Annotated in this window: 9 protein-coding genes; 5 read left to right on the top strand and 4 right to left on the bottom strand. The window is 72.0% G+C overall.

The annotated features are described in order from the left end of the window. Positions 1 to 15: 15 nt before the first annotated feature. From BLT72_RS18365 to rhaI, 4 genes are all read right to left on the bottom strand, one after another. Entirely contained in the window at positions 16 to 1,074 is a 1,059-nt protein-coding gene (locus BLT72_RS18365; RefSeq protein ID WP_231930142.1) for a LacI family DNA-binding transcriptional regulator, read from the bottom strand. A gap of 4 nt (positions 1,075 to 1,078) precedes the next feature. Next, positions 1,079 to 2,656 carry a rhamnulokinase gene (locus BLT72_RS18360; protein ID WP_091414662.1) on the bottom strand — a complete coding sequence of 526 codons (1,578 nt, stop codon included), beginning with the start codon at positions 2,654 to 2,656 and terminating at the stop codon, positions 1,079 to 1,081. Next, complete coding sequence (locus tag BLT72_RS18355) at positions 2,653 to 4,686, bottom strand: bifunctional aldolase/short-chain dehydrogenase (RefSeq protein ID WP_091414660.1); 2,034 nt, start codon at positions 4,684 to 4,686, stop codon at positions 2,653 to 2,655. The genes BLT72_RS18360 and BLT72_RS18355 overlap by 4 nt, the downstream gene beginning before the upstream one ends. A 199-nt stretch (positions 4,687 to 4,885) precedes the next feature. Further along, a complete protein-coding gene (rhaI, locus tag BLT72_RS18350; protein ID WP_231930139.1) occupies positions 4,886 to 6,049 on the bottom strand; it encodes an L-rhamnose isomerase in 1,164 nt (387 codons plus the stop codon). 176 nt (positions 6,050 to 6,225) lie between these two features. On the opposite strand from rhaI, the gene BLT72_RS18345 reads away from it, so the two are divergent. The 5 genes from BLT72_RS18345 to BLT72_RS18325 all read left to right on the top strand — a co-directional run bounded on the left by BLT72_RS18345 (position 6,226) and on the right by BLT72_RS18325 (position 12,994). Next, entirely contained in the window at positions 6,226 to 8,502 is a 2,277-nt protein-coding gene (locus BLT72_RS18345) for an alpha-L-rhamnosidase (RefSeq protein ID WP_091414657.1), read from the top strand. Between the two features lie 411 nt (positions 8,503 to 8,913). Beyond that, the gene (locus BLT72_RS18340; protein WP_091414656.1) at positions 8,914 to 10,257 is read left to right on the top strand and encodes an ABC transporter substrate-binding protein; all 1,344 of its coding nucleotides are present in this window, start codon (positions 8,914 to 8,916) and stop codon (positions 10,255 to 10,257) included. A 93-nt stretch (positions 10,258 to 10,350) separates the two neighbouring features. Then, positions 10,351 to 11,286 carry a carbohydrate ABC transporter permease gene (locus BLT72_RS18335; RefSeq protein WP_091414654.1) on the top strand — a complete coding sequence of 312 codons (936 nt, stop codon included), beginning with the start codon at positions 10,351 to 10,353 and terminating at the stop codon, positions 11,284 to 11,286. Next, on the top strand, positions 11,286 to 12,113 hold the full coding sequence (locus BLT72_RS18330; protein ID WP_091414653.1) for a carbohydrate ABC transporter permease: 828 nt from the start codon (positions 11,286 to 11,288) through the stop codon (positions 12,111 to 12,113). The genes BLT72_RS18335 and BLT72_RS18330 overlap by 1 nt, the downstream gene beginning before the upstream one ends. An 83-nt stretch (positions 12,114 to 12,196) precedes the next feature. Beyond that, positions 12,197 to 12,994, top strand: coding sequence for a (Fe-S)-binding protein (locus BLT72_RS18325; protein ID WP_091414651.1), 798 nt, complete (start codon positions 12,197 to 12,199; stop codon positions 12,992 to 12,994). Position 12,995: the final 1 nt, after the last annotated feature.

Raw genomic sequence — 12,995 nt, 5'->3', positions numbered from 1 at the left:
GGGCACCGGGGAGGCTCAGCCGCGCCGGCCCTGACCGCCTCCCGCGGTGGAGCGCCGGACCACCAGCGTCGGGGTGAACCGGACGCTCTGGTGCTCGTGCGGCCGGTCGTCGTCCAGGGCCTCGATCTCCTCGAAGAGCAGCTCCGCGGCCCGCCGGCCGAGGTCGACGCGCGGCTGCCGTACCGAGGAGAGCGGGACCGCCGCCGCCGCAGCGAAGCTGATGTCGTCGTAGCCGATCAGCGCCATGTCCTCGGGCACCCGCAGGCCATGGGTGACGAAGCCCTGCAGCAGCCCGATCGCCAGCAGGTCGTTGGCCGCGAAGACGGCCGTCGGGCGCTCCCGGTCGGGCATCGCCGCCAGCTCGTCGGCCGCGAGGACGCCGGCGGTGGTGTCGAGGCTGCTGGTGGAGAGGGCCAGCAGGTCGACGACGTCGCCGTGCTCGGCCCGGGCCAGGTCGGCGCCCAGGCGCCGGTCGCGGATCTGCTGGAGCCGCCCGGGCCCGCCGACGAGCGCGATGCTGCGGTGCCCGAGGCGGATCAGGTGGTCCACGGCCAGCCGCCCGCCCTCGACGTCGTCGACCGACACCGAGCAGAAGCCGGACTCCTCGGGCGCCCGGTCCACGACCACGACGGGGATGCCGCGCCGCCGGAGGTCGTCGACCCGCTGGTTGACCCCCCAGATCGGCGCGCACAGCACGCCGCGGACGCGCTGCTGCTCGAAGAGCCGCAGCTGGTCGTCCTCGCGCTGCGGCTGGGAGGCGCTGTTGCCGACCTGGACGGAGTAGCCGCGCTGCAGCACGTGGTCCTCGACCCCGAGCAGGACGTCGGTGAAGAAGGGGTTGGCGATGTCCATGACGACCAGCCCGACGGAGCTGCTGCGGCCCGCGCGCAGCTGCCGGGCCGAGGCGTTCGGCACCCAGCCCAGCTTGGCGATGGCCGTCTCGACGCGCTCCCGGGTGGGCGGGCTGACCAGCTCGGGGGAGTTGACGACGTTGGAGACCGTGCCCAGCGAGACCTTCGCCAGGGCGGCCACGTCCTTCATGCTGATCGAGGCCTTGCGCGCCACGCTGGACACCCTCCTACCCTCCGCGGTGCACGGGGGCGGGCCGCCCGCCGGGACTGCTGGTCACCGAAGAGGACAATCTAGCGGCCCGGCCGGTGGTCGTCGGGGTGTAGGTCGCCAGGGTGAGCCCGCGGCGGAGGGTGCGACGGAGCGACTCCAGGTCGGCGGGCAGCAGACCGGCCGCCCGGGCCTGCACGGCGAGGTTGCCGAGCGCGGTGGCCTCGACCGGCCCGGAGAGCACGAGGCGACCGGACAGGTCGGCCGTCAGCTGGCAGAGCAGCGCGTTGCGGCTGCCGCCCCCGACGACGTGCACGACGTCGACGGTCTGCCCGGCGAGCGCCTCGGCCTCGGCGGTGGTCCGGGCGTAGGCGACGGCGAGGGAGTCGAGGATGCTGCGGGCGACCGCGGCTGGCGCCCCGGGCAGCTCCTGGCCGGAGGCCGCGACGGCCCGCCGGATCCGCGCCGGCATGTCCCCGGGCGCGATCAGGTCGGGGGCGTCGACGTCGAAGGTCGGGCCCCCGGGTGGCAGCGCGGCCGCCTCGGCGAGCAGGGCGTCCTGGTCGACGGGCTCACCCGCTCCGGCCCAGCTGCGCAGGCTCTCCTGCAGCAGCCACAGGCCGCCCTCGTTGCGCAGGTAGCGGGTGCGGCCGTCCACCCCGCCCTCGTTGGTGAAGTTGGCGGCCCGGCTCGCGGGGGTCAGCACGGGGGCGTCCAGCTCCAGGCCGACCAGCGACCAGGTGCCCGAGGAGACGTAGGCGAACGAACGGCCCTCGGCCGGCACCCCGACGACGGCCGAGGCGGTGTCGTGGGAGCCGACGGCGACGACGGTGGTGCCGGGGGCGAGGCCGGTCCGGGCCGCGACCTCGGGCAGCAGCGGACCGAGGGTCTCACCCGGCTGGACCAGCGGCGGGAACAGCTCCAGCGGCAGCCCGAGCGCCTCGAGCAGCTCCCGGGACCAGGTGCGCGTGCCGGCGTCGAGGAGGCCGGTGGTGGAGGCGTTGGTCGCCTCGGTCCGCCGCTCCCCGGTGAGCCAGTACGCCAGCAGGTCGGGCAGCAGCAGGGCCTGCGCCACGCGCGGCCAGAGCGGCCCCTGCCGCTCGGCGGAGAGCTGGTAGAGGGTGTTGAAGGGCAGGAACTGCAGGCCCGTGACCGCGTAGAGCCGGGCCGGGTCGACCCGGCGGTGCACGAGGTCGACGACGGCGTCGGTCCGGTCGTCGCGGTAGGCCACCGGCTGGGCCAGCAGGTGGCCGTCGGCGTCGAGCAGGCCGTAGTCGACGGCCCAGGTGTCGATGCCGACGCTGCGCACCCCGGGGTGGCGGGCGGCCAGCGCGGCCAGGCCGGTCAGCACCTCGGCGAACAGCCCGCTCAGGTCCCAGCGGAGGTGGCCGTCGACCTCGGTCGCCCCGTTGGGGAAGCGGTGCACGACCTCCAGCCGCAGCCCGTCGTCGTCCAGCACTCCCGCGACCACCCGGCCGCTGGACGCACCGATGTCGATCGCGCCGAAGACGGCCGGCCGGTGGGCTGAGCCTGTCGACGGCCCTTCGACGGGCTCAGGGCGCGGGGCGACGGGCTCAGGGGGCGGGACGACGGTCACCGCAGGAAGGCGGCGGCGACGCCGGCGTCGACGGGGACGTGCAGGCCGGTGGTGTGGCTGAGGTCGGCCGAGCAGAGCACGAAGACCGCGTTGGCCACGTGCTCGGGCAGCACCTCGCGCTTCAGCAGGGTGCGCTGGGCGTAGTAGGCGCCCAGCTCGGACTCGGGCACGCCGTAGACGGCCGCCCGCTTCGCGCCCCAGCCGCCGGCGAAGATGCCGGAGCCGCGGACGACACCGTCGGGGTTGATGCCGTTGACCTTGACGCCGTGCTCGCCCAGCTCGGCGGCCAGCAGGCGGACCTGGTGGGCCTGGTCGGCCTTGGTGGCGGAGTAGGCGATGTTGTTGGGTCCGGCGAAGACGGAGTTCTTCGAGGAGATGTAGACGACGTCCCCGCCCAGCTGCTGGGCGATCAGCACCTTGGCCGCGGCCCGGGAGACGAGGAACGACCCCTTGGCCATCACCGCGTGCTGCAGGTCCCAGTCGGCGACGGTGGTGTCGAGCAGGGACTTCGACAGCGACAGCCCGGCGTTGTTGACCACGAGGTCCAGTCCACCGAAGGCCAGCACGCAGGCGTCGACGGCGGCCTGCACGGCGGCCTCGTCGGTGACGTCGGCGGCGAGCCCGACGGCCACGTCGGTCGATCCCAGCTCGGCGGCCGCGGCCCGGGCCTTGTCGGCGTCCAGGTCGGCGATGACGACGCACGCGCCCTCGGCCGCGAGCCGGGTGGCGATGGCCTTGCCGATGCCGGAGGCGGCCCCGGTCACCAGGGCGATGCGGGTGGCCAGCGGCTTCGGCGCGGGCATCCGCTGCAGCTTCGCCTCCTCCAGTGCCCAGTACTCGATCCGGAACTTCTCCGCCTCGTCGATCGGCGCGTAGGTGGAGAGGCCCTCGGCTCCGCGCATGACGTTGATGGCGTTGACGTAGAACTCCCCGGCGACGCGGGCGGTCTGCTTGTCCTTGCCGTAGGAGAACATCCCCACGCCGGGCACCAGGACCACCAGCGGGTCGGCGCCGCGGATCGCGGGGGAGTCGGGCGTCGCGTGCCGGTCGTAGTAGGCCTGGTAGTCCTCCCGGTAGGCGGCGTGCAGCTCCTGGAGCCGGGCCGCGGCCTCCTCCAGGGGTGCGTCCGCCGGCAGGTCCAGCACGAGCGGCTTGACCTTGGTGCGGAGGAAGTGGTCGGGGCAGGACGTGCCCAGCGCCGCGAGGCGGGGGTGCTCGCTGCTGGCGAGGAAGTCCAGCACGACGTCGCTGTCGGTGAAGTGCCCGACGACGGCCCGGTCGTGCGAGGCCAGGGACCGCAGCGTCGGGGCCAGCGCGGCGGCGCGCGCCCGGCGCTCGTCCGGGGGCAGCGCGCCGTAGCCCGGCAGGGGCGGCCCGAAGGGCTCCGGCCGGCTGTGCTCGGCGATCCAGGCGGCGGCCGTGTCGATGATGTGCAGGCTGCGCTGCTCGGACTCCGCCGACGTGTCGCCCCAGGCGGTGATGCCGTGCCCGCCCAGGATGCAGCCGATCGCGTCGGGGTGGGCGGCCTTGATCGCCGCGATGTCGAGCCCGAGCTGGAAGCCCGGCCGCCGCCACGGCACCCAGACGACGGTGTCGCCGAAGATGTCCCGGGTGAGCGCCTCGCCGTCGGCCGCGGTGGCCAGGGCGATCCCGGCGTCGGGGTGCAGGTGGTCGACGTGCGCCGCGTCGACCAGGCCGTGCATGGCGGTGTCGATGCTCGGCGCCGCGCCACCCTTGCCGTGCAGGCAGTAGTCGAACGCCGCGACCATGGCGTCCTCCTGCTCGAGCCCGGGGTAGACCTCGGTGAGCGCCCGCACCCGGTCCAGCCGGAGGACGGCGAGGCCCGACCCCGTCAGGGTGCCGAGGTCACCGCCGGAGCCCTTGACCCACAGCAGCTCGACCTCCTGCCCCGTCACGGGATCGGTCGCGGTGCCCTTCGCCGAGGTGTTGCCGCCTGCGTAGTTGGTGTTCTTCGGGTCAGCGCCCAGGCGGTTGGAGCGGGCGATCAGGTCGGCCACGGTGTCGGTCATGGTCCTCCTCAGGTCGGGGGGTGAGTAGCGCGAGAGGGTGCGCCTCCGTGCTGAGGAGGAGCGAGCAGTCACGTCCTCCCGTCGGCGAGCGACGACGGAGGGGGAGGCTCAGAGCACCATCAGCGCCGGAACGGAACGGAGCGGAGGCAGGAGGGCCGCGCGGCACGCGTCGGAGCGGAGCGGAGGTCGATCCACGGCATCACGCGCCCCAGCCCGACTGGGCGCCGCCCACGCGCTCGGCGGCGAGCCGCTGCTGGTGGCCGGACTCGGCGTAGCTGCGCATGGGGTCGGCGGGGAGCCCCCGGCTCTCCCGCCAGGCGGCGAGGTCGGGCCGGACGTCGGTGTAGAAGGCGTCCATCAGGATCCCGTTGGCGCCCAGGACGTCCCCGGCCTCCTGGGCCGTGGCCAGCGCCGCGCGGTCGACGAGCAGGGCGCGCGCCGTCATCTCCTGGACGTTGAGCACCGAGCGGATCTGGCCGGGGATCTTGTCCTCGACGTTGTGGCACTGGTCGAGCATGAAGGCCACCGGGGAGTCCGGGCCGAAGCCGCCGCCGCGGACCACCTCGTGGAGGATCCGGAACAGCTGGAACGGGTCGGCGGCGCCGACGATCAGGTCGTCGTCGGCGTAGAACCGGGAGTTGAAGTCGAACGAGCCGAGCTTCCCGAGCCGCAGCAGCTGGGCGACGATGAACTCGATGTTCGTGCCGGGCGCGTGGTGGCCGGTGTCGAGGCAGACCATCGCCCGCTCGCCCAGAGCGCTCACGTGGGCGTAGGAGGTGCCCCAGTCCGGGACGTCGGTGTGGTAGAACGCCGGCTCGAAGAACTTGTACTCCAGCACCAGCCGCTGCCCGTCGCCGAGGCGGTCGTAGATGGTCTGCAGGCTCTCGGCCAGCCGGTCCTGGCGGCCCCGGAGGTCGCCCTGGCCCGGGTAGTTGGTGCCGTCCGCCAGCCAGATCTTGAGGTCCTGCGAACCCGTCTGGTGCATGATCTCGATGCACTCGAAGTGGTGCTCCACGGCCTTGCGCCGGACGGCCTCGTCGGTGTGGGTCAGGCTGCCGAACTTGTACAGGTCGTCCTGGAAGGTGTTGGAGTTGACGGTCCCCAGCCGGAGCCCGTGGTCGCCCGCGAAGCGTCCGAGGGCGGCGTAGTCGTCGACCTGGTCCCAGGGGATGTGCAGCGCCACCGTCGGCGCGAGCCCCGTCAGCTCGTGCACCTTGGCGGCGTCGGCGATCTTCTCCTGCACGGTGCGGGGGGTGCCGGGGGTGCCGAACACCCGGAAGCGGGTCCCGGAGTTGCCGAAGGCCCAGGACGGGAGCTCGATGGCCTGGCCGGCCAGCTGGTCGGCGATGTCGGCGAATGCCACGGTCGACTCCTCAATGAGACGTTTCAAGTCGGGCAGCATGCTAGCCCTGCTGCCTCCGGTCCGCAACGGCAGGTGTCCCAGTCGTCGGCGTTGACAAGCCCGCGCCGCAGATGATTGCCTCCTCTAGATCGTTTCATTACGGCCGTCCGCGGCCGACCCCGACCCACAGGAGTGTCATGACCGACTGGTCCGCCGCCCTCATCGTGCCCGATCAGGACTTCGCCGGGGCGCCCCTGCTCCGCCGGGAGTTCGCGCTGGAGGCCGGCCACGGCGACGTCGCCTCGGCCACCCTGCACGCGAGCGCCCACGGTGTCTTCGAGGCCTTCCTCAACGGGCAGCCGGTCGCCGACGAGGTGCTCAGCCCCGGCTGGAGCGCCTACGAGTGGCGGCTCCGGTACCGCAGCTACGACGTGACCGCGCTGCTGCGCCCGACGTCGGTGCTCGGCTTCGCGCTGGGCAACGGCTGGTGGGGCGGCCGCCTCGGCTGGAACGGCGGCCGGGGCTACTACGGCTCCGACCTCGGCGTCGTCGCGCAGCTCGAGATCACCTTCGCCGACGGCCACGTCCAGCGCGTCCTGAGCGACGGCTCCTGGACGGCCGGCCCCTCGGCCGTGCTCGCCAACGACCTGTACGACGGCCAGACGATCGACGGCCGGCGGGTGTCGGACGCCTGGTTGGCGCCCGGCTTCACCGGGGAGGGCTGGACGGGCGTCCACGCCGGCGAGCTCGACCTCGGCACCCTCACGCCCTACATCGGCCCGCCCGTGCGCCGGCAGGCCGAGCTCGCCCCGGTGAGCACCTGGACCGCGCCTTCCGGCCGCACGCTGGTGGACTTCGGCCAGAACCTCGTCGGCTGGGTGCGGGTCCGGGTCAGCGGCCCGGCCGGCACTGAGGTCACCCTCCGCCACGCCGAGGTGCTCGAGCACGACGAGCTGGGCGTCCGGCCGCTGCGCAGCGCGCAGGCCACCGACCGGTTCGTGCTCAGCGGCGGGGACGACGTCTTCGAGCCCACCTTCACGTTCCACGGGTTCCGCTACGCCGAGGTCGACGGCTGGCCCGGCGAGCCGGCCGAGGGCGACCTCACCGCCGTCGTCGTCTCCTCCGACCTCGAGCGGATCGGGCAGTTCGCCTGCTCCGACGACCTGCTCAACCAGCTGCACAGCAACGCGGTCTGGGGCACGGTCGGCAACTTCCTCGACGTCCCCACCGACTGCCCGCAGCGCGACGAGCGGCTCGGCTGGACCGGTGACATCGCCGCCTTCACCCCGTCGGCCGCGTTCCTCTTCGACGTCGAGCCCTTCCTGCGGGACTGGCTGCGCGACCTCGCCGCCGAGCAGCAGGCGGCCGACGGCATGGTGGCCTTCGTCATCCCCGACGTCCTCAAGTACGTGACGAAGGACGACGCCCAGGCCACGTCCTTCCCCGCCCCCGACTCGACGGCCGTCTGGAGCGACGCCGCGGTCTGGGTCCCGTGGGCGCTCTGGCAGGCCTACGGCGACCGCCAGGTGCTGGTCGACCAGTTCGACTCCATGGCCGCGCACGTGCGGCGGGTCGAGACGCTGACGTCGCCGACCGGGCTGTGGGACACCGGCTTCCAGTTCGGCGACTGGCTGGACCCGACCGCGCCGCCGGAGAACCCGATCCTGGCCAAGGCCGACCACGGGGTGGTCGCCACCGCCTGCCTCTTCCGGAGCGCCACGATCGTGGCCGAGACGGCGGCGCTGCTCGGCCGCGCCGAGGACCAGGCCCACTTCACGGAGGTCGCCGCCCGCACCCGCGCCGCCTTCGCCGAGCACTACGTCGGGGCCGACGGCCACATCACCAGCGACGCCGTGACCGTCTACGCCCTGGCCATCGTGTTCGGCCTGGTCGAGGGCGAGCAGCGCCGGCTGGCCGGCGAGCGGCTGGTCGAGCTGGTCGACGAGGGCGGGTACCGCATCCTGACCGGTTTCGCCGGCACGCCCTTCGTCACCGACGCGCTGACCACGACCGGTCACCTCGACGACGCCTACCGGCTGCTGCTGCAGCAGGAGTGCCCGTCCTGGCTCTACCCCGTCACGATGGGCGCGACGACCATCTGGGAGCGCTGGGACTCGATGCTCCCCGACGGCAGCATCAACCCCGGCCAGATGACGAGCTTCAACCACTACGCGCTCGGGGCGGTCGTCGACTGGATGCACCGCACCCTCGGCGGGCTGGCCCCCCTGGAGCCCGGGTACGCGAAGGTGCTCGTCGCCCCGCAGCCCGGCGGTGGCATCACCTGGGCGAGGACCGCGCTGCAGACCCGGCACGGCCGCGTCGCGGTCTCCTGGTCGACCGAGGGGCCCGACGGGTTCTCCCTCGACGTCGAGCTGCCCGAGGGTGTCAGCGGCCTGGTGCGGCTCCCGGACGGCACGGAGCGCGAGATCGGGGCCGGGGAGCACCACCTGGCGGGGGAGCCCGCCACCGCCTGACGACCGGGACGAACCCGTGGCCGGGGCGGTCACGGGTTCATCTCGATCGTTTCATTCTGCTGCGCCGGGCCTGGAGTCCGGGCGGTGAGGACGGGTGCCGCGGCGCCGGCGACGCGCCCCTCCTGCCCTCGAAGCACCTGCCGGCCCACGGACGACGGGAACCGGTAAGCGCTATCCGAACCGGGGCCGTCAACCCCGGTCTGACCAGCGCAATCGTCGGCCCTGGTCCGGGCCGAGGCCGGTCGGGCCGGGTTCGGGAGCCGGTCGCCGATCTGGATCGCCCGTGCCGTCGGAACTGGTTGACGGGGACCGGTCGATCCGCTAGCGTCACCGCTTGAAACGATCCAGGCGACGATGCCGATCGGCCTCATGGCCCCGTCTGCTCCTCGCTGTCACACACACGGAGGTTCCATGAGGTTCAGCATGTCCGCCCGGCGCGGTCTCGCGCTCGTGGCCCTGGCCACGGCCAGCGCCCTCACCGCCACCGGCTGCAGTGCCGGCAGCCTGGGCAGCAGCACCGACGACGGGGGCGGGGACGGAGCCGTCACCATCAGCTACCTGCTCGGCGGCAACGACGACGCGACGGTGGCGAGCGCGGCGAAGCTCGTCGAGGCGTTCCAGGCGGCCAACCCGAACATCAAGGTCGAGACGGAGTCCCGGCCCGGTGGTTCCGACGGCGACAACCTCATCAAGACCAAGCTCTCCACCCAGGACATGTCGGACGTCTTCGCCTACAACAACGGCTCACTGCTGGCGGCCCTCAAGCCGACCACCAACCTCGTCCCGATGACCGACGAGCCGTGGGCCGGCACGCTGGACAAGGTCTTCGTCGACGCGACGACGGTGGACGGCCAGCTCTTCGGCGCCCCGAACGGCACCGCCTTCGGCGGCGGGATGCTCTACAACACCAAGGTCTACGAGAAGCTGGGGCTGGAGATCCCGAAGACCTGGGACGAGTTCATGGCCAACAACGACAAGGTCAAGGCGGCCGGGATCACGCCGGTCGAGGCGACCTACGGCGACACCTGGACCTCGCAGCTGCCGGTGCTCGCCGACTACGCCAACGTCGAGGCGGCGAACCCGGACTTCGCCGAGCAGTACACCGCCGGCCAGGCCAAGTACGCGACGACTCCCGCGGCGCTCGCCGGGTTCCAGCACATCGAGGAGCTGAGCAAGGGTGGGTACTTCAACAAGAACTTCGCCTCGGCCAAGTTCAACGACGGCCTGAAGGACATCGCGAGCGGCAAGGCGGCGCACTACCCGCAGATCGGGTCGGTGGCCGCCGGCCTCGACGCCCTGTCCGACGGCAAGACCAACGACGTGGGCATGTTCGCCTGGCCCGGCGACGACGCCTCCAAGAACACGCTCACCGTCTGGTCGCCCGGGGGCTTCTACATCCCCAAGACGACCGAGGGCGACAAGCTGGACGCGGCCAAGAAGTTCGTGGCGTTCACCCAGACCCAGCCCGGCTGCGACGCGGTGAGCAGTGCCGCGCTGCCGACCGGTCCCTACCTCAACACGACCTGCACGCTGCCGGACGACGTGATCACGGTGGCCAAGGACACCAGCGCCTACTTCGAGGCCGGCGACGTCAGTCCCGCGCTGGAGTTCAAGTCCCCGATCAAGGGCCCGAACCTCGAGCAGATCTGCATCCAGGTGGGCACCGGGCAGGAGAGCGGCACGAAGGGCGCCTCGCTCTACGACGCCGACGTGAAGAAGCAGGCCCTGCAGCTGGGCCTCCCCGGCTGGGAGTGACCCCCCGGCCGGACCAGCCACCGTCCTGACCGCCCGGTCCTGCCGTCGGCCCCCGCGGGGACCGGCGGCAGGACGCCACCCGAAAGGCCACGCATGGCCAGCACGCTCAGCACCTCGGACGCGACCCGGCTGGCGCCGGCCCGTCCGGGCGCCCAGCCCAGTCCCACGCGCCGGGGGCGGACGGGTCCCTACCCCTACTGGTTCTACCTCCCCGGCGCGGTGATCTACGGGCTGTTCTTCGTGATCCCCACCTTCGCCTCGTTCTACTACTCGTTCACCCGGTGGGACCTGTTCACCTCCACCTGGATCGGGCTGGACAACTACCGCACCTTCTTCCAGGAGCAGGCGCTCCTCATCGGGATGCGCAACACCCTCATCTACGCGTTCATGACCTCCGGGCTGAAGGTCGTCATCGGCATGGCCCTGGCGGTCCTGCTGACCTCGCAGATCATCGCCCGGGGGTACCTGCGCTCGGTGATCTTCTTCCCCGTCCTCGTCAGCACCATCGGCGTGGGGATCGCCTTCACGGTCCTGATGAACCCCGAGCAGGGCCTCATCAACCAGGGGCTGGCGTCGCTGGGGATCGCCGGTCCGGGCTGGCTGACCAACCCCGACCTGGCCATCTACTCGGTCGGTCTGGTCGACATCTGGAAGGGCGTGGGCCTCGCCACGGTCATCTTCATCGCGGGGCTGGTCTCCATCCCGCAGGAGTACTACGAGGCGGCCCGGGTGGACGGGGCGAGCCGGTGGCAGTCCTTCCGCCAGATCACCCTGCCGCTCGCCAAGCCGGCCACGGCCAGCGTGATCACGCTGTCGCTGATCGGTGGGCTGCGCTCCTTCGACCTCATCTGGTCCATGACGCGGGGCGGACCCGGCTTCGCCTCCGACGTCATCGCCTCGGTGATCTACAAGCAGTACCAGGCCGGGTTCTTCGGGCTGTCGACCGCGGGCAACGTCGTGCTGTTCCTGCTGGTGACCCTGATCGTCGTGCCCCTCACCTACTGGCTCAACAAGAACGAGGTCGGCTGATGAAGAACGTGCGGGGGAAGCTGATCGGGTCGGCGTCGATCGTCGTCACGTTCGTGGTGTTCATCATCCCGTTCCTGTTCGTGATCTCCATCGCCAGCAAGAGCGTGCGGGAGGCCGCGGACCTGGAGTTCTCCGTGCCGACCCGCTTCGTGCTCCTCGACAACCTCGTCCAGGTCGTCCAGGCGCGGGACTTCATCATGGTGATCGCCTTCATCAACTCGGTGATCCTGACGGTGGTCAGCGTGGCCGTCCTGGTCATCCTCGGCGCGATGATCGCCTACGTGCTGCAGCGGCGCACCGGCAAGCTGAACGTCGCCGTCAGCTTCCTGGTGCTGGCCGGGCTGATCGTGCCCCCGGCCGTGGTGCCGACGATCTGGGTGCTCCAGAGCGTCGGGCTGTTCAAGACCATGCCGGGGCTGATCCTGGTCGAGATCGCCTTCGGGCTGCCCTTCAGCATCCTGCTCTTCCGCGCCTTCATCGCCGGCATCCCGCGCGAGCTGGACGAGGCGGCGCGGGTGGACGGCGCCAACCCGATCCGCACCTTCTTCCAGGTGATCTTCCCGGTGCTGAAGTCCGTGATCATGACGGTGATCATCCTGCAGTCGGTGGCCATCTACAACGACTTCCAGAACCCGCTCTACTTCCTGCCGGGCACCCAGAACGCCACGGTGCAGCTGACCCTGTTCAACTTCCAGAGCCAGTTCAACACCCAGTACAACCTGCTCTTCGCCGGCATCCTGCTGGTGGCGATCCCACCGCTGATCATGTTCATCTTCTTCAACCGCAAGATCGTCGAGGGGATGGCGGCCGGCTCGGTCAAGGGCTGAGCCCGGTCCGCGGCACCGGGCAGCCCCGGTGCCGCGGCTAGGCTCGCACCCGTCCGCACCACGAGAGGTTGACCGCAGACCGCATGAGGATCGCGCTGTTCATCACCTGCCTGGCCGACGCCCTGTTCCCCGACGTCGGGCGGGCGACCGTCACCGTGCTGGAGCGGCTCGGCCACACCGTCGAGTTCCCGCGGGACCAGACCTGCTGCGGCCAGATGCACGTCAACACCGGCTACCAGGAGCAGGCCCTGCCCCTGGTGCAGCGCTTCGCCGACACCTTCGCGCCGTACGACGCCGTCGTCGCGCCGTCGGGCTCCTGCGTCGGCTCGGTCCGGCACCAGCACGCCGTCGTGGCCGACCGCTTCGGCACCCCGGTGCTGCGGCAGCAGGTGGCGGCGGTGGCGGCGAAGACCCACGAGCTGTCGGAGCTGCTGGTCGACGTGCTCGGCGTCACCGACGTGGGCGCCTACTTCCCGCACCGGGTCACCTACCACCCGACCTGCCACTCGCTGCGGATGCTGCGGGTGGGGGACAAGCCGCTGCAGCTGCTGCGCGCCGTGCAGGCCCTCGACCTGGTGGAGCTGCCCGCCGCCGACCAGTGCTGCGGGTTCGGCGGCACCTTCGCGATCAAGAACGTCGACACCTCCAGCGCCATGCTGGCCGACAAGATGCGGCACGTCACCGGCACGGGGGCCGAGATCTGCACCGCGGGCGACAGCTCGTGCCTGATGCACATCGGGGGAGGGCTGTCCCGGCTGCGGACCGGGGTCAAGACGGTCCACCTCGCCCAGATCCTCGCCGCGACCCGGGACGAGCCGATGGTGCTGGCCGCGGGCGGCCAGGACGCGGGCGTGCACGCCGGACCGGAGGCCGTCGCGTGAG

The organism is Friedmanniella luteola (genome assembly GCF_900105065.1).
Classification (GTDB): domain Bacteria; phylum Actinomycetota; class Actinomycetes; order Propionibacteriales; family Propionibacteriaceae; genus Microlunatus; species Microlunatus luteolus.
Note: the sequence above shows the minus strand (reverse complement) of the source record. Positions and strands in the feature narration are given on the sequence as shown.